We start from the raw sequence: 16,331 nt of genomic DNA, 5'->3' as shown, positions 1-16,331 counted from the left end.
CGTCCCGCGATCCTTGCCGCGCGCAGCAGTTCCTACTTGCTCTTCTCGATCTTCGTCACGGTGTAGCCCGAGGAGTCCTCGACGGCCTCGAACTTCACTTTGTCGCCGACTTTGACCGTACCGAGCAGAGCGGGGTCCTTGACGCCATAGACCATGGTCATCGGCTCGGTCATGCCGAGGCTCTTGGCCGGGCCGTGCTTCAGCGTGACCTTGCCGGCGGCGGTGTCGATCTTCTTGACCTCCCCGCTGATCATGTCGGCGGCGAAGGCGGGGGCAACAAGCGCAAGGGCCAGCACGGCGGCGGTCGTGAGCTGAGGGAGTGTCTTCATGGTGTCGTTCCTTCTGCGAGATTGATCTCGATGGGTAGGGCGGATCAGCGAAGCGTGATCCGCCGCGTTTCTCATTCCCGTGGGCGGTCCGGGGCGGATTACGCTTCGCTAGTCCGCCCTACGAACTAGGCGTCACTTGACGGTCACGTGGCCGGTCATGCCGAACTCGCGGTGGTCGGGGATCAGGCAGGAATATTCGAACGTTCCCGGCTTGGTGAACCGCCACAGCAGCTCGGCGGTCTTGTTCGGCGCGAGCCGGGTGCCGTTGGGCTCGTCGTGCTCCATGTGCGGATGCTTCTTCATCACGGCGGCGTGCTTCAGGTTCTCGGCCTTGGTGGCGAGCAGGAACTCGTGATCCTCCTTGCCGGTGTTGCGCAGCACGAAGCGGATCTGCTCGCCGCGCTTCACCTCGATGCGCGCCGGCGTGAACTCCATCTCGCTCAGCAGCACCTCGATGGTGCGCGACGGCTGCTTGGGATCGCCCGGCTCGCCGGCGGAATAGCCGTGCGATCCGTGCGCCTCATGGGCAGCAGCCGGTGCGGCGATGATCATGGCGGTGGCCAGCGCCGCGCCGATCGCGGTCGGAATCTTCATTCGTAGTCTCCAGCTCGTTGTGTGGCGTTTAGTGCATCTGTTGTCAGCGTTGTGTTCGGATCTGCGTCGCGGCACTCCCGGTTCGTGGTGGCGGCTCCGGCGCGCTCGCGACCTCATAGGCCACGCTGCCCTTGGGGAACTGATAAGGGCCGGGATCGCGGTAGTCGTCGCGGGCGAGGCCCTCGCGCACCTTCACGACCGTGAACATGCCGCCCATCTCGATTCCGCCGAACTGGCCGCTGCCGGTCATCATCGGCAGCGTGTTGTCGGGGGCCGGCATCTCCATGCTGCCCATCGCCATGCCGGTGTTGCCCATCACCATGCCGTCGGGCGCGAGCTTGCCGACCGCGGCGGCCAGCTCCTTGCGCGGCACGCCGATCAGGTTGCGCATGTCATGGCCCATCGCATTCATGGTGTGGTGCGACTTGTGGCAGTGGAACGCCCAGTCGCCGGGATTGTCGGCGGTGAAGTCGAGCACGCGCACCGCGCCGACCGGCACGTCGGTCGTCGTCTCAGGCAATTGCGCCGTTTCCGGAAGCCAGCCGCCGTCGGTGCCGATCACCTTGAACTTGTGGCCGTGCAGATGGATCGGATGGTTGGTCATGGTGAGATTGCCGATGCGGACGCGGACGCGATCGCCGAGCCGCACCGGCAGGGAATCGATGCCGGGAAACACCCGCGCATTCCAGGTCCACATGTTGAAGTCGGTCATCTCGTTGACCTTCGGCAGATAGCTGCCGGGCTCGATGCGGTAGGTCGACATCACGAACACGAAGTCGCGGTCGACCGGAGGCGGCACATGGTCGCGCGGATGCACCACGATCATGCCCATCATGCCCATCGCCATCTGCACCATCTCGTCGGCGTGCGGGTGGTACATGAAGGTGCCGGCATGCTTCATCTCGAACTCGTAGACGAAGGTCTTGCCGGGCTTGATGTGCGGCTGGGTCAGGCCGCCGACGCCGTCCATGCCGCAGGGCAGGATGACGCCGTGCCAGTGCACGGTGGTGTATTCCGGCAATTTATTGGTGACGAAGATGCGGAGCTTGTCGCCTTCGACCGCCTCGATGGTCGGACCCGGCGACTGGCCGTTGTAGCCCCACAGATGCGTGGTCATGCCGGGCGCGAACTCGCGCGTGACCGGCTCGGCGACGAGATGAAATTCCTTCCAGTCGCCGTTCATGCGGAACGGCAGCGACCAGCCGTTGAGCGTGACCACCGGCTGATAGTCCGGGCCTGCGGTCGGATGCAGCGGCGGCTGCATCGCGGCCTTGTCCATGGTCGGCGCCTCAGGAATCGTGGCGGCCTGGACGCGGCCGGAGACGGCGGCGGCGCCGGCAAGAGCCGCGGAGCCGAGCAGTGTGCGGCGTGAAAACATGCATGCTCTCCTGTCAGTCATTGCCCGGCGCCAGCGCGCTCGCGGTCTGCTGTGTCGTGTCCTCGCCGCCGGTGCCGCCGCCATTGACCGCGGCGGACAGCTCGGCGTCGGCGAGGAAGAAGTCCCTGACCGCATCGATCGCGGCCCGGCGCGACGCCAGCCGCTGCCGCGCCTCGAGCAGCAGGGCGAAGATGTCGACCTGCATGCTGGAATAGCGCAGCTGCATCTCCTCGCTGATGATCCGGCGCAGCGGCAGCACCTCGCGGGCGTAGTGGCCGGCGATGTCGAAGGCCGCGCGGTAGCTGCGATAGGCGTCGCGCGCCTCGGAACGGACGGTGACGGCGCGCTCGGTGAGACGGTTGAAGGCGATGTTGTAGCTCTCCGCCGCCTGCCGCACCCGCACCTCGCCGCCGTCGAAGATCGGGATCTGGAACTGCACGTCGTAGCCGCGCTCGCGGATGACGCGGCCGTCCGGCTCGACGGTCTTGCGGTCGAGGCCGGCGAGGTCGAGCAGCGTGACGAAGCGCGTGGCGTCGGTGAGCTGCAGCGAGGCTGCGAGCGCCGTGAGCTCGAGGCGGGCGATCTGCAGATCTATGCGATGGCCGACGGCATCGGCCTCGACGAAGGGCTGACTCAGCGGGCGGCGCGGCAGCGCGGGCAGCCGGTCGGGCAGGCGGAAAGCGAGATCGTCGCCCCACAGGCCCATCAGCCGGATCAGCCGCTCGCGCGCGCTTCCCGCCGCGCGGCGCGCGGTGGCGAGCTCGGCGGTGGTCTCGGCATAGAACACCTGCTCGCGCGCCTGATCGAGCCGGTTGAGCGCGCCGGTCTCGCCGAGCTTCGAGGCGAGCTTCGCGGTTGCCTCCGCGGCCGATTGCGCCTCGACCAGCAGCGCCACCAGCTCGTTGGCGGCGACGACGCGCACATGCGCGCGGCGCACCTCCGCGGCGAGCCGCAGTGTCGCCAGCGCCGCCTTCAATTGGGCCTGCCGAAAGCGCTCGCGCGCGATCTCCGAGCGCAGCGGCAAGGTGGCGAGCGCCAGGATGTCGCCGGCGACCTGGCGCTCGGCCTCCAGCGCGCCGTCGCCGCTGATGCGCATCAGGGAGAAGGTCGGGTTCGGCGGCAGGCTGGCCTCGACCATGTCAGCCTCGCTGAGCGCGAGCGCGTTGTAGACGGCCTGCAGGCCCTTGTTGTTGAACAGAGCGACCTGCACGGCGGCATCGGCCGACAACGGCCGGGCGAGCAGGCGGCGCGTCGCAGTGCGGACGCGCTCGGCGTCGTCATCGCCTCTCACGGAGGCGACCTCCTTGCCGGTGGTATGGCCGGTGATGTCCGCGACCGCGCCCATGCCGCCGTCCGGCGAGAACGAGGCACAGCCTGCGAGCGCAAGTGCTGCAGCGAGCGCCGCGAGCCTGATGATACCCTGCATGTGGCGCTCCCTAGCGGCTCGGCTCGGGGCGCGATGCGCCGGGGTCGGTGCGCTGGCCCCAGGCGGCCGGCGCGGCCGGTCGCAGCGGCGTGTAGGGTCCGACGACGCCCGACACGCGCACCGGCGCGACGCTCGCCGCCGGATCGGCCGGATCAGCCCCGGCCAATGCGACCGTGCGCGGCTGGCAGGCGGCGAGGCTCGTCGCGGCAAGCAGTGTCAATGCGCTGGCGACGATGGAGAATGGCAGGATGCGCCGCGCCGGACATGCGGCAGCGGGCGTCGCCATGGATTGCGACAACATGAGGTATCCTTGGTCTGTCGATGAATCGCGAGCGGCCGCGCCACCTGGGCGCGAAGCCGGCGTTTTTCGCTCAGGCCAGGACGATGGGGGGGCGATACAGGCGCTGCGGCGTGCGACCGGGCAGGCCTTCGTCGCGCGGCGTCACGCTGGTGGCGGCGAGCGAGGCGGGGAGGGCGACCGCCGGCAGCGCGGCAGCCAGACCCACCGCGCACATCATGGCGCAGCAGGGGCCCGGCATCTTGCCATGATCGTGGTGCGACGGCGCGGGAGCTGGAGCATGCATCGCGGCGTCCGCGACAGGGTGATCGTGATGATGGGCGTGCGCCGCCATGGTCTGCGGCATCGCCGTCATGACCATCTCGTGGCGAGTCGAGTCATGAGGGGAGACCACAGCGGCAACGGGGGGCTCGTCGAGACAGGGCGCGGCGTTGCCGAGCGCGAGCGCCACACCTGGGCTGACCACGCAGATGATGTAGGCCAGGACGAGCAACCGTCCTGCCACCAGCAGCATCTTCCGGGTCAGTCCCAATGACATCCGCGCAAATCTCTCCAATCCCGCGCAACGTAATGACAAAGTGTCGCGCCGCCAAGAGGGCCGAACCCTGACCGCGCAGGTCCCTCCTGTTGCGCTGCTTCTGCATGCCCAATGCCGCAGCAATGTGGCTTGACCTGATGCGGTGCGGCAACGAAGTTGCGGGCATCGTGCACGGACCCCAGACAAGATTCGAGGAAGCGCCTCACTTCATTCCGGACTCGCGCCAGGCCTGGGCGCGGCTGGCGCTTGCGCTCGTCATCGGTTCCATCGGCGGCGCGGGGATGTGGACCGTCGTCGTCGTTCTCCCGGTCGTGCAGGCTGAGTTCGCCGCCAGCCGCGGCGCGGTGTCGCTCGCCTATACGCTGACGATGTTCGGCTTCGGCCTCGGCGGCGTCATCGTCGGCCGCATCACCGACCGCTTCGGCATCGTCACCGCGATGGCGCTCAGCATCGCGACGACCGCCGCGGCCTATCTGCTCGCCGGTGCGTCGGTGACGCTGTGGCAGTTTCAGGCGGTGTATTTCCTGATCGGGCTCGGCTCGTCCGTCACATTCGCGCCGCTGATGGCGGAGGCGTCGCACTGGTTCGTGCGCTATCGCGGCCTCGCCGTCACCATCGTCGCCTCCGGCAACTACGTCGCCGGCACGGTGTGGCCGCCGCTGGTGAATTGGGGCGTGCAGCAGATCGGCTGGCGCGCCAGCCATGTCGCGCTCGGCGTCTTCTGCGCGGTGACGATGAGCGCGCTGCTGCTGGTGCTGCGCGCCCGCATGGACGGTGCTGGCGCGCAGAACCATGCCGGCGCGGCGCCGCCGCAACTGGAGCTGCCGATCTCGACCAATGCGCTGACCGTCCTGCTCAGCATCGCCGCGATCGCCTGCTGCGTGGCGATGGCGATGCCGCAGGTGCACATCGTCGCCTATTGCGGCGATCTCGGCTACGGCGTCGCCGTCGGCGCGCAGATGCTGTCCTTGATGATGGCGCTCGGCATCGTCAGCCGGATCGGCTCCGGCTTTCTCGCCGATCGCATCGGCGGCATGCGCACGCTCCTGATCGGCTCGGTGGCGCAGGGTTTTGCGCTTCTGTTCTATCTGTTCTTCGACGGCCTGACGTCGCTCTATCTGATCTCGGGCATGTTCGGCCTGTTCCAGGGCGGCATCGTACCGAGCTATGCGATCATCGTGCGCGAGGCGATGCCGGCGCGCGAGGCCGCCACGCGGGTCGGCATCATCATCTTCGCCTCGGTGTTCGGCATGTCGTTCGGCGGCTGGGTCTCGGGCGTCATCTTCGACGCCACGGGGTCCTATTCAGCGGCCTTCGCCAACGGCATCGCGTGGAATGGCCTGAACCTGGCGATCGTCGTGACGCTGCTGATCCTGGCGCGGCGGCAACACCGGTTGGCGGCCTGAACGCAACGCGTTGCACGGGAGCCACAGCCGGAGTCCGATATCCGGTTTATATGCACGTCGTCATACAAAATCCCGGCGGCTGCCGCAAATCCATCGAATCACCTCCCGCAACTATCGACCTCGATCGGAGCCGATCGTGGCCATTTGGCCTCGGGCGCGCTCCGCATCGCGAGGTTGGTTGTCGCGAGGTCTCAGCCGAGGCCGCGGTCGCCCGTCGCATGCCTGACGCAGGCAGGCCTCGAGGTGAATGCTCCGGACCGGTCGAGAACGCTGCGGCGGCATCGCGATGGTGCAGGAGGCCGTTGCGCTATGTCCATCGTCTCGAAGGCAGCTTCGCAAGTCGCGCTCGCCGCGCTCGCAGCCGGACTCATGATGAGCCAGGTGTCCGCGCAGGCGTGGCCGCAGCTCCAACAACAACCGCCGCAGCCGCCGCGCCCGGCAGCGACCCGCTCCATCATCGTGCCGGTGGCGCCGACCGCCCGGCCGAACGGCGCGCCCGTGATTCCGGCGCCGCCACGTCCCGCCGGCCTGCCGGCGTCGCTGTCGCCCGCGCCCGGCAGCGGGCCGGACGTGTGGCGGCTGCCCAACCCGACCGACGTCAACGACGGCACCGTCACCATCATCACGGCGCCGGCCGGCGGCGCCACCTCCGTGTTCGGCTCGGACATGGCGCGCGTCCTTGACGACCAGACCAACGTCCGCGTTCTGCCGGTGCTCGGCAAAGGACCGGTGCGCAACGTCTCCGATATTCTATTCCTGAAGAGCATCGACATGGGCGCGGTCGCCGCCGACGTGCCCGAATTCTACCGCCTGCAATACGGCATCCCCGACATCACCTCGCAGCTCCGCTACATCGCGCGGCTCTATCACAACGAGATCCATGTCATCGCGCGCTCCTCGATCCGCTCGATCTTCGATCTCAACGGCAAGCGCATCATCGCGCCGACCGATGTCGGCTTCTATTCCGCGCGCGTGATCTTCCACCGTCTCGGCCTCACGGCGTCGTTCGACTACGCGACCGACGACGCCAAATCGATCCAGAAGCTGATCGATGGCGACGCCGACGCCTACATCGTCTCCACCGGCAAGGTGTTCCAGCTCGCCCGCAACATCAGGAACGACAACCGCGCGCTGCACCTTGTGACGATCCCCTACGACCGCCGGCTGCAGGACCTCTATCTGCCGACGACATTGTCCTCCGAGGAATATCCGAACCTGCTCAACCCCGGCGAGACGATCGAGACGGTGGCGATCGGCATGCTGCTCGTCAGCTACAATTGGCCGGAGCATACCGAGCGCTACCGCAAGGTGGCGCGCTTCGTCGACGCGTTCTTCGCCAACTACGACGAGTTCATGAAGCCGCCGCGGCATCCGAAATGGCGGGAGTCGAGCATCGTCGCCGCCATCCCGAACTGGAAGCGGTTCAAGGCCGCGGAAGACTGGCTGCTGGCGCACAACATGGTGCCGCGGCCGCAGGTCGCCGACGTGCAGCAGACCCAGTTCGAAAGCTTCGTGCGCCAGAGCGGCGGACAGCTGTCGAACGATCCAACCGAGCGCAGTGCCCTGTTCCGCCAGTTCCTGCAATGGCGCCAGCAGCATGGCGGGCCGCCGACGCCATCGCGCTGAGCTGTCAGCTCGCCGTTGTCTATTTCGCGAGCTCTTTCGAGCGCGCCGTGGCCGCGGCGACCGCCTTGGTCAGCAGCGGCTGGAATCCGTCGGCTGCCATCAGCACCGACAGCGCCGCGGCGGTGGTGCCGCCGGGCGAGGTGACGTTCTGGCGCAGCGTGGCGGACGGCAGGTCCGATTGGCGCAGCAGCTCGCCGGCGCCCGACACGGTGTGGCGCGCGAGCGTCGTCGCCAGGGGCTCGGGCAGGCCGGCGGCGACGCCGGCGCGGGCGAGCTCCTCGGCGAGCAGGAACACATAGGCGGGACCCGAGCCGGACACGGCGGTCACCGCGTCCATCAGCGCCTCCTCGTCGACCCATTCCACCGCGCCGGTGGCGCGCAACAGCGCGTCCGTCAGCAGGCGCTGCGCGGCGCTGACGTTGCCGGCCGGCACCGCCACGGTGATGCCGCGGCCGATCGCGGCCGGCGTGTTCGGCATTGCGCGCACGACCGCGCCGCCGATCGTCTGTTGCAGGCCGGCGATCGTGATGCCCGCCATGATCGACAGCACCAGCGTCGCGTCGCCGACCCACGGCTTCAAGGCGGGGCCGGCGTCGGGGAACATCTGCGGTTTGACGGCGACGATGACGACCTCGGCCGGCGCGGCCGTCGTCGGATTGAGGCGGACGCCCTTGGCGACGAGCGCGGTGATCTCGGCCGAGGGCATCGGCTCGATGATGACGACGCGCTTCGGATCGAGCCCGCCGGCTAGCCAGCCGGCCAGCATCGCGCCGCCCATCTTGCCGGCGCCGGCCAGCACGATAGTGCCGGTGAGCTGATGAAGCAGGTTGTTGTCCGCTGATGTCACGACGAACTCCACTGTCGTCCCGGCGAACGCCGGGACCCATAACCACCGGCGGTTCTAGTGGGGCGAGGGCAGAGCGACAAGCGTCTCGGCTCACACATGCATCACGCGGTATGGGTCCCGGCGTTCGCCGGGACGACACCGAGTGTGTCGAGGCCACGGCGGCTTACGCCTCGCCTTCCGTATCGAACAGCGCCGCGGCCATGGCTTCCTGGGTCGACTTGCCGGCCCAGACCACGAACTGGAAGGCCGGGAAATAGCGCTCGCAGGCGTGGATGGCGCCGGCCAGCATGCTCTCGCATTGCAGTCCCGACGCGGTGATGCCGCCCGGCAGCACCAGGGCCTGACGGTGCATCACCATGCCGGTGTGGGTCCAGATGTCGAAATGGCCGAGCCAGAGCTGCTCGTTGATCGCGGCGATCAGCCGCTGCACCTCGGCGCGGCGGGCCTCGGGAATCTTCATGTCGAAGGCACAGGCCAGATGCAGCGCCTCGATCTCCGCCATCCACGTGAAGGAGAGCTGGTAGTCGGTCCACTGGCCCTTGGAGGCGATCGTGATCTCGTCCTCGCCGGAGCGCTCGAACATCCAGTTGTTGTCGGCCGCAATGGTCTCGACCACGCTCAGCGGATGATCGGCGGAATCGATAGTGCTTTCGAGCAGGGACATGCCGTCTCGACCTCGTCTTCTTGATCTCGTTGGTACATACGCGGCGACCCGGCCCACGCCCTCGCGGCGCTTCGAGACCCGGCTTGCAGTCCCGGAGGTAACCCGGGCGTGCGAGGACAAACTGATGTGATTTGCGGAATCTGCGCAACGGGGGGGCGAGTCCGTCCACAGCCAAACACCGCTTCGTCCACAACTCCTGTCCGGCCTGTGGAATCATCGCCGAATGAGAACAAAACGGAATCGGATTCGGCGCAGCCGCTCCGTCCGGGCCGATCCGGTCGCGGGAACGGCCGCGGGCGGCTGCATGGCCGCCCGTCGCGGACTGCGGGCGTGAGGCCTTGCCGCAGCCGCCGGCCGCCTGCATAGTTCGTCTAGGCCGTCCATCCCGGGCGGCCGATGTTCTCAGGGCGGGGCGAAATTCCCCACCGGCGGTAAGCGTTCCCGGTCGAGCGCGAGCCCGCGAGCGCCTTCTCGGCAGACACGGTCTGGAGAATTCTGTTCTCCGGAACGCGCCGCGCAGAGAAGGGTCAGCAGATTCGGTGCGATTCCGAAGCCGACGGTCACAGTCCGGATGAAAGAGAACGGGTCCCGGCACCCCGCGCATGTCAGCGTGGGGGCGTCGTCGTTCCGTATGCCCTGATTCTGGTCTCTGACGAGGACAACCATGAATCAGATGTTGCAAGACGCGCCTACCGATACTTCCACCGACACCCTCACCACAGCCACGTCGCCGCCGGCGGACATGCCGGCCGCGTCACCGCCCGACGAGTCGCCACCGGCGCCGTCGCATCCGCGCTTCAGCAAGCCGCAGCGCATAGCCTTCGTGCAATCGGCCTGGCATCGCGACGTCGTCGCCGAATGCCGGGTGGCGTTCCTCGACGAGATCGAAGCGCGGAATATCCCGCGCGACCGCGTCGACATCTTCGAGGTGCCGGGCTCGTTCGAGATCCCGCTGCATGCGCAGTTGCTGGCCAAGACGCGGCGCTACACCGCGATCGTCGCGGCCGGTCTCGTCGTCGACGGCGGCATCTACCGCCACGAGTTCGTCGCCGACACCGTCATCAAGGCGCTGATGGACGTTCAATTGCGCACCGAGGTGCCGGTGTTCTCCGCGGTGCTGACGCCGCAGCAATTCCACGAGACGCAGGCGCATTTCGAGTTCTTCCGCAAGCACTTTGCGACCAAGGGCATCGAGGTGGCGACCGCCTGTGCCGAGACCTTGCTGAGCCTGGAGCGGCTGCGCGGCCAGGTCGCGGCGGGGATCATCTGAGGCTGACGACGTGTGGCCGGTTGACGCCGGCCACACCTGATTCGACGTTCGAACTCAGCTCTCACCGCGACGGCAGTCGGCTCCCCTCCCCGCAAGGGGGAGGGGGGCCCACCGCCGTTGCGGTAAGAGTCCCGCATCTCACAGTCGCGGAAGGGTCGCTAGGCGCTCAGCGCTCACGCAACCCCAGCGACATCACGCCCCCTCCCGCTCCCCGCCTTGTGTTGTCAATTTCCTCGCCGCACCTGTAAAACATCCGCGGGAGGAGGCTGGCCCGTGGCGACGGGCGGCCGACAAGGATGATCGAAGGATACGATCCTTATCTCGTCGCGCTCTCGGTCGTGATCGCGAGCCTGGGTGGCTATACCGGTTTCAGTCTCACCGCGCGCATCCGCAGCGGGCCGGGAGAGAATGCGCGCGTGCTGCTGTCCGGCGCCGCCGGCATTCTGGCCGTGGGCATCTGGACCATGCATTTCGTGGGCATGATGGCGGCGCCACTGCCGCCCGATGCCGTCTATCTGGTGCTGCCGACCATCATCTCGTTCCTGATCTGCGCGCTCGTGATCGGCATCTCGCTGTTCTTCGTCAGCATCGGCGATCCCTCCCCCCGGCGCGTCGTCCCTTCCGCGCTGCTGCTCGGCGCCGGCATCGCCAGCATGCATTATGTCGGCATGCACGGCCTGTCCGGCTCATTCGGGCTGACGCACGATCCGGCGCTGGTGGCGCTGTCGGTGGCGATTGCGATCGGCGCCGCCTATGGCGGCCTGCGCATCTTCCTGGCGCGGCAGGACGGGCTACGGCTCGCCATCAGCGCGGTTGCGTTCGGCATCGCCGTGTCCGGCATGCATTACACCGCGATGCTGGGAATGCATGTTGTGCCGATGGGCGAGGGACACCATCACGCCGCACCGGGACTTGCTGCGTCGCCGCAAGCGCTCGCGATCGTCGTCGCCGTGCTGTGCTTCGTCATCGCCGCCGGATTTTTGCTGTCGCTGGTGCCGGACCCGCGCCGTCAATCGCAGCCGATGCCGGCCGTTGCCGAGGCTGCGCCGCAATTGGCGCCGGAGCCGGCCGCGACGGCGGCCGAGCCGGTGGTCGAGGTCGCCGCCATGAGCCGGGCGACGGCGGCGCCGCTGGGGGGCATCGGCCAGCCGCCGCGCGCGACCGCGGCGCGATTGCCGCTGGAGGGCGCCAACGGCACCCATTTCATCGATGCCGGGGACGTGCGCAGCGTGCGCGCCGATGCGCACTACACGCGGATCCATGACGGCACCCGCGAGCGGATGTGCCCATGGTCGATCTCCGAGGCCGAGGCGCAGCTCGATCCCGGCCGCTTCATCCGCGTGCACCGCAGCCACATCGTCGCGATCGAGCATGTGATCTACGTCGGTCGGGAAGGCGAGGGCGCGATCATCGAGCTCGATGGCCCCTCGAAGCCGCGCGTGCCGGTGAGCCGCGCCAAGGTCGCCGAGGTCAAGGCGCGGCTCGGGCTGCGGCGGCCGGCCTGAGTTCAGCGTTCGTTTCGCTGCTGCAACAGAGCGCCGCCATTCTCCACAACGCATGCAACACCGGGCGCGCGTCTTGCGCGGCCGCTCACGCCGTCACTCGCGCGATTGGGTCGCCCTCGCTGACGCAATTCGTGCGCGACCAGCCGCATTTCGTGCGATTTCGCCGCTCTCCGTGCCGGCTTCGTTGCGCGGCCAGCTGTCACGATCGACGCTCCGCGCCAATCCGCGATGCGTCCGCGTTCGCACTTCGCTCTCGCAGCACGAACGCCCGCCGCAACAACGCGACGGCCCTGCCGATAGAGCAGGCCAGCACAGGAGAGGACACGTCATGATTCCTGGCCCGTTCGACTATTACCGGCCGGCGAGCGTCAGCGATGCGATCAAGCTGCTCGCCGACCTCGGCGACGATGCGCGACCGCTCGCGGGCGGCCACAGCCTGCTGCCGATGATGAAGCTGCGGCTGGCGACCCCCGCGCATCTGATCGATCTGCACGGCATCGCCGGGCTCAAGGGCATCCGCCGCGACGGCGACCGCATCGTCATCGGCGCGATGACCACGCAGGCCGAGCTGCTGGCGTCGGCCGATATCGGCGCGGCGCTGCCGATCCTGCACGAGACCGCGCTGTTGATCGCCGATCCGCAGGTGCGCTACCGCGGTACGCTCGGCGGCAATGTCGCCAATGGCGATCCCGGCAACGACATGCCGGCGCTGATGCTGGCGCTGGACGCGACCTACCGGCTCGAAGGTCCGAACGGCGCCCGCGAGGTCGCCGCGCGCGAGTTTTACCAGGGCGCCTATTTCACCGCGCTCGAGCCCGGCGAGATCCTGACCGGGGTGAGCATTCCCGCTCCGCCCGCGGGTCACGGCTATGCCTACGAGAAGCTGAAGCGCAAGGTCGGCGATTATGCGACTGCGGCGGCCGGTGTCGTGCTGACGATGGCCGGCGGCAAGGTCGCGACGTGCGTGATCGCGCTCACCAATCTGCACGAGACGCCGCTGCTGGCGACCGACGCGGCGAATGCGGTGATCGGCACCACGCTGGATGACGCCGCTCTGAAGGCCGCGGCCACCGCGGCGCGCGCGATCATGCAGCCGGCCTCCGACGCGCGCGGCCCGGCCGAGTACCGCAAGCATGTCGGTGGCATCATGGTGATGCGCGCCCTGCAGCGCGCGGCGAGCCGGGCGAAGTAGCCGCGTTTGCTGACGCCGCGGCCCCGCACGCGGTGCAACCTCGCCATGCGGCGAGCTCTCTCATCTCCCTCCCCCCTTGTGGGGGAGGGGCGGGGAGGGGGGTAGCCCCAGGCGAGACTGCCGCCGTGGACCCCCACCCGCAGCCGAAGCTTTGCTTCGGCGTTCTTCAAAAAAGCCGGCCGCGAATGCGGCCGGTTGCCCTCCCCGCAAGGGGGAGGGGAGCGCATCGAGATCGCGGTTGATAGCTCGGCCGAAAATTCAAAGACGTTCTTCAGGGAGCACCGAATGCCCAAAACCCACGTCACGATGAAGGTGAACGGCAGCGAGGTCGACGGCCTCGCGGAGCCGCGAACGCTTCTGGTCCATTTCCTGCGCGAGCAGGCGCAGCTCACCGGCACGCATATCGGCTGCGAGACCAGCCATTGCGGCGCCTGCACCATCGACATCGACGGCATGAGCGTGAAGAGCTGCACCATGCTCGCGGTGCAGGCCAATGGCGCCGAGATCACCACGATCGAGGGCATGGCCAATGCCGACGGTACCTTGTCGCCGCTGCAGGAAGGCTTTCGCATGATGCACGGCCTGCAATGCGGCTTCTGCACGCCCGGCATGATTTTGCGCGCGCATCGGCTGTTGAAGGAGAATCCGCAGCCGACGGAAGCCGAGATCCGCGCCGGCATCTCCGGCAACATCTGCCGCTGCACCGGCTATCAGAACATCGTCAAGGCGATCCAATACGCCGCCGCCAAGATCAACGGCGTGGAATTCCAGGAGGCCGCGGAATGAACGACATGACTCCCACGCGGGAACAACGCGAAGCCGCCCTCGAAGGCATGGGCTGCCGGCGCAAGCGCGTCGAGGACATTCGCTTCACGCAAGGCAAGGGCAACTACGTCGATGACGTCAAGCTGCCTGGCATGCTGCATGGCGACTTCGTGCGCTCGCCGCATGCGCATGCGCGGGTGAAGGCGATCCACACCGAGGAGGCGCTGAAGGTGCCGGGCGTGCTGGCGGTCATCACCGCCGAGACGCTGAAGACGGTCAACCTCGCCTGGATGCCGACCTTGGCCGGCGACGTGCAGATGGTGCTTGCCGACGGCAAGGTGCTGTTCCAGAACCAGGAGGTCGCGTTCGTCGTCGCGACCGACCGCTACGCCGCCGATGACGGCGTCTCCAAGGTGGTCGTCGAGTACGAGCCGCTGGCGGTGCTGGTCGATCCGTTCAAGGCCATGGACCCGGACGCTCCCGTTTTGCGCGAGGACCTCGCCGGCAAGACCTCTGGCGCACACGGCCCGCGCAAGCACCACAACCACATCTTCGAATGGAGCGTCGGCGACAGGGAGCTGACGGACGCGGCGTTCAACAAGGCGGAGGTGACGATCAAGGAGATGATCTCCTATCACCGCACCCATCCGTCGCCGCTCGAGACCTGCCAGTGCGTGTGCTCGTTCGACAAGATCAAGGGCGAGCTGACGATCTGGGGCACGTTCCAGGCGCCACATGTCATCCGAACCGTGGTGTCGCTGATCGCGAAGCTCCCTGAGCAGAAGATCCACGTCATCGCGCCCGATATCGGCGGCGGCTTCGGCAACAAGGTCGGCGCCTATCCCGGCTATATCTGTGCGGCCGTCGCCTCGATCGTCACCGGCAAGCCGGTGAAATGGGTGGAGGACCGCATCGAGAACCTGACCGCGACGGCATTTGCGCGCGACTATCACATGACCACTGAGATCGCGGCCACGAAGGAGGGCAAGGTCACCGGCCTGCGCGTCCACGTGCTCGCCGACCACGGCGGTTTCGACGCCTGCGCCGATCCGTCGAAATGGCCGGCCGGCTTCTTCAACATCGTCACCGGCTCCTACGACTTCCCGGTCGCGCATCTCTCCGTCGACGGTGTCTACACCAACAAGGCGCCAGGCGGCGTCGCCTATCGCTGCTCGTTCCGCGTCACCGAGGCGGCCTATTGCATCGAGCGCGGCATGGACATTCTCGCGCAGAAGCTCGGCATGGACCCGGCCGAGTTGCGGCTGAAGAACTTCGTCAAGCCGGAGCAGTTTCCCTATCACTCGGCGCTCGGCTGGGAATACGACTCCGGCGACTACCATACCGCCATGCGCAAGATGATGGAGGCGGTCGACTACGCTGGATTGCGCAAGGAGCAGGCGGACAAGCGCGCCGCCTTCCAGCGCGGCGAGACCCGCGAGATCATGGGTATCGGCGTCTCCTTCTTCACCGAGATCGTCGGCGCCGGTCCCTCGAAGAACTGCGACATCCTGGGGATCGCGATGTTCGATTCCTGCGAGATCCGGCTGCACCCGACCGGCGCCGGCATCGCGCGGATGGGCACCAAGAGCCAGGGCCAGGGCCACGAGACCACCTGGGCCCAGATCATCGCCAGCGAGATCGGCATTCCCGCCGATAACATCATGGTCGAGGAGGGCAACACCGACACCGCGCCCTATGGTCTCGGCACCTATGGCTCGCGCTCGACGCCGGTGGCAGGCGCAGCCATCGCGATGGCGGCGCGCAAGATCAAGGCCAAGGCGCAGATGATCGCGGCCTACAAGCTCGAGGTCCATGAGGACGATCTCGAATGGGACATCGACGGCTTCCGCGTCAAGGGCCTGCCTGAGAAGGCGATGTCGATGAAGGACATCTGCTGGGCGGCGTACAACTCGGTGCCGCCCGGCATGGAGCCGGGGCTGGAGGCGGTGAGCTATTACGATCCGCCCAACATGACCTATCCGTTCGGCGCCTATCTCTGCGTGATGGACATCGACGTCGATACCGGCGTGTACAAGGTCCGGCGCTTCTACGCGCTGGATGATTGCGGCACCCGCATCAACCCGATGATCATCGAGGGCCAGATCCATGGCGGCCTCACCGAAGCCTTCGCCATCGCGATGGGCCAGGAGATCCGCTACGACGCCGAGGGCAACGTCGTGACCGGCTCGTTCATGGACTTCTTCATGCCGACCGCGGTGGAGACGCCGCATTGGGAGACCGACTTCACGGTGACGCCGTCGCCGCATCACCCGATCGGCGCCAAGGGCGTCGGCGAAAGCCCCAATGTCGGCGGCGTGCCGGCGTTCTCCAATGCGGTCAACGACGCGTTCTCGTTCCTGGGCGCGACGCACATCCAGATGCCCCACGACTTCTGGCGCAACTGGCAGGCCGCGAAGAATTTGGGCGCGGTTGCATAGACGAAGTCCAAGAGCACCTTCGTCATTGCGAGGCGCGAAGCGACGAAGCAATCCA

The 16,331-nt window shown here is 67.6% G+C and carries 15 protein-coding genes and 1 riboswitch; of the genes, 7 read left to right on the top strand and 8 right to left on the bottom strand.

All coding sequences use genetic code 11. The features are described from left to right. Positions 1–32 precede the first annotated feature (32 nt). The 6 genes from ACQR10_RS19495 to ACQR10_RS19470 form a co-directional block, all read right to left on the bottom strand. Positions 33–329, bottom strand: a complete 297-nt coding sequence (locus tag ACQR10_RS19495) for a copper-binding protein (RefSeq protein WP_315803248.1) — start codon at positions 327–329, stop codon at positions 33–35. Between the two features lie 132 nt (positions 330–461). Beyond that, positions 462–923: a cupredoxin domain-containing protein gene (locus ACQR10_RS19490; RefSeq protein WP_316217536.1), complete on the bottom strand. Its 462-nt coding sequence runs from the start codon at positions 921–923 to the stop codon at positions 462–464. A 43-nt stretch (positions 924–966) separates the two neighbouring features. After that, the gene (locus tag ACQR10_RS19485; protein WP_316217535.1) at positions 967–2,301 is read right to left on the bottom strand and encodes a multicopper oxidase family protein; all 1,335 of its coding nucleotides are present in this window, start codon (positions 2,299–2,301) and stop codon (positions 967–969) included. Between the two features lie 13 nt (positions 2,302–2,314). Continuing rightward, positions 2,315–3,727, bottom strand: a complete 1,413-nt coding sequence (locus ACQR10_RS19480) for a TolC family protein (protein ID WP_316217533.1) — start codon at positions 3,725–3,727, stop codon at positions 2,315–2,317. A gap of 10 nt (positions 3,728–3,737) precedes the next feature. Beyond that, positions 3,738–4,028: a hypothetical protein gene (locus ACQR10_RS19475; RefSeq protein ID WP_316217532.1), complete on the bottom strand. Its 291-nt coding sequence runs from the start codon at positions 4,026–4,028 to the stop codon at positions 3,738–3,740. A 70-nt stretch (positions 4,029–4,098) separates the two neighbouring features. Continuing rightward, on the bottom strand, positions 4,099–4,563 hold the full coding sequence (locus tag ACQR10_RS19470) for a hypothetical protein (RefSeq protein WP_316217531.1): 465 nt from the start codon (positions 4,561–4,563) through the stop codon (positions 4,099–4,101). Between the two features lie 167 nt (positions 4,564–4,730). Here ACQR10_RS19470 and ACQR10_RS19465 point away from each other — a divergent pair, with 167 nt between their 5' ends. Beyond that, positions 4,731–5,969, top strand: coding sequence for an MFS transporter (locus ACQR10_RS19465; RefSeq protein ID WP_316217530.1), 1,239 nt, complete (start codon positions 4,731–4,733; stop codon positions 5,967–5,969). A gap of 309 nt (positions 5,970–6,278) precedes the next feature. Next, positions 6,279–7,595 (top strand): TAXI family TRAP transporter solute-binding subunit, encoded by a 1,317-nt coding sequence (locus tag ACQR10_RS19460; protein WP_316217529.1) that lies wholly within the window; start codon positions 6,279–6,281, stop codon positions 7,593–7,595. Between the two features lie 19 nt (positions 7,596–7,614). Here the strand turns inward: ACQR10_RS19460 and proC are convergent, their stop codons facing one another. After that, positions 7,615–8,442, bottom strand: coding sequence for a pyrroline-5-carboxylate reductase (proC, locus tag ACQR10_RS19455; RefSeq protein ID WP_316217528.1), 828 nt, complete (start codon positions 8,440–8,442; stop codon positions 7,615–7,617). 163 nt (positions 8,443–8,605) lie between these two features. Further along, positions 8,606–9,106 carry a YbjN domain-containing protein gene (locus ACQR10_RS19450; protein WP_315714059.1) on the bottom strand — a complete coding sequence of 167 codons (501 nt, stop codon included), beginning with the start codon at positions 9,104–9,106 and terminating at the stop codon, positions 8,606–8,608. A gap of 394 nt (positions 9,107–9,500) precedes the next feature. Further along, positions 9,501–9,693, top strand: a riboswitch (FMN riboswitch). A 77-nt stretch (positions 9,694–9,770) separates the two neighbouring features. Here ACQR10_RS19450 and ACQR10_RS19445 point away from each other — a divergent pair. From ACQR10_RS19445 to ACQR10_RS19425, 5 genes are all read left to right on the top strand, one after another. Then, entirely contained in the window at positions 9,771–10,376 is a 606-nt protein-coding gene (locus tag ACQR10_RS19445; RefSeq protein WP_316217527.1) for a 6,7-dimethyl-8-ribityllumazine synthase, read from the top strand. A gap of 296 nt (positions 10,377–10,672) precedes the next feature. Continuing rightward, positions 10,673–11,881: an MHYT domain-containing protein gene (locus tag ACQR10_RS19440; RefSeq protein WP_315714061.1), complete on the top strand. Its 1,209-nt coding sequence runs from the start codon at positions 10,673–10,675 to the stop codon at positions 11,879–11,881. Between the two features lie 328 nt (positions 11,882–12,209). Beyond that, positions 12,210–13,073, top strand: a complete 864-nt coding sequence (locus tag ACQR10_RS19435; protein ID WP_316217525.1) for an FAD binding domain-containing protein — start codon at positions 12,210–12,212, stop codon at positions 13,071–13,073. Positions 13,074–13,358: 285 nt separating this feature from the next. After that, the gene (locus ACQR10_RS19430) at positions 13,359–13,859 is read left to right on the top strand and encodes a (2Fe-2S)-binding protein (protein ID WP_316217524.1); all 501 of its coding nucleotides are present in this window, start codon (positions 13,359–13,361) and stop codon (positions 13,857–13,859) included. Then, on the top strand, positions 13,856–16,276 hold the full coding sequence (locus ACQR10_RS19425; RefSeq protein ID WP_434848670.1) for an aerobic carbon-monoxide dehydrogenase large subunit: 2,421 nt from the start codon (positions 13,856–13,858) through the stop codon (positions 16,274–16,276). Before ACQR10_RS19430 ends, ACQR10_RS19425 begins: the two co-directional genes overlap by 4 nt. Positions 16,277–16,331: the final 55 nt, after the last annotated feature.

This window comes from Bradyrhizobium sp. HKCCYLRH2060 (genome assembly GCF_051168135.1).
In the GTDB taxonomy this organism is placed as follows: Bacteria; Pseudomonadota; Alphaproteobacteria; order Rhizobiales; family Xanthobacteraceae; genus Bradyrhizobium.
Note: the sequence above shows the minus strand (reverse complement) of the source record. Positions and strands in the feature narration are given on the sequence as shown.

Excerpts from the sequence above, each read along its gene's own strand:
- ACQR10_RS19495 (WP_315803248.1), bottom strand. The coding sequence starts at position 329 with ATGAAGACACTCCCTCAGCTCACGACCGCCGCCGTGCTGGCCCTTGCG.
- ACQR10_RS19490 (WP_316217536.1), bottom strand. The coding sequence starts at position 923 with ATGAAGATTCCGACCGCGATCGGCGCGGCGCTGGCCACCGCCATGATC.
- ACQR10_RS19485 (WP_316217535.1), bottom strand. The coding sequence starts at position 2,301 with ATGTTTTCACGCCGCACACTGCTCGGCTCCGCGGCTCTTGCCGGCGCC.
- ACQR10_RS19480 (WP_316217533.1), bottom strand. The coding sequence starts at position 3,727 with ATGCAGGGTATCATCAGGCTCGCGGCGCTCGCTGCAGCACTTGCGCTC.
- ACQR10_RS19475 (WP_316217532.1), bottom strand. The coding sequence starts at position 4,028 with ATGTTGTCGCAATCCATGGCGACGCCCGCTGCCGCATGTCCGGCGCGG.
- ACQR10_RS19470 (WP_316217531.1), bottom strand. The coding sequence starts at position 4,563 with ATGTCATTGGGACTGACCCGGAAGATGCTGCTGGTGGCAGGACGGTTG.
- ACQR10_RS19460 (WP_316217529.1), top strand. The coding sequence starts at position 6,279 with ATGTCCATCGTCTCGAAGGCAGCTTCGCAAGTCGCGCTCGCCGCGCTC.
- ACQR10_RS19450 (WP_315714059.1), bottom strand. The coding sequence starts at position 9,106 with ATGTCCCTGCTCGAAAGCACTATCGATTCCGCCGATCATCCGCTGAGC.
- ACQR10_RS19445 (WP_316217527.1), top strand. The coding sequence starts at position 9,771 with ATGAATCAGATGTTGCAAGACGCGCCTACCGATACTTCCACCGACACC.
- ACQR10_RS19440 (WP_315714061.1), top strand. The coding sequence starts at position 10,673 with ATGATCGAAGGATACGATCCTTATCTCGTCGCGCTCTCGGTCGTGATC.
- ACQR10_RS19435 (WP_316217525.1), top strand. The coding sequence starts at position 12,210 with ATGATTCCTGGCCCGTTCGACTATTACCGGCCGGCGAGCGTCAGCGAT.
- ACQR10_RS19430 (WP_316217524.1), top strand. The coding sequence starts at position 13,359 with ATGCCCAAAACCCACGTCACGATGAAGGTGAACGGCAGCGAGGTCGAC.
- ACQR10_RS19425 (WP_434848670.1), top strand. The coding sequence starts at position 13,856 with ATGAACGACATGACTCCCACGCGGGAACAACGCGAAGCCGCCCTCGAA.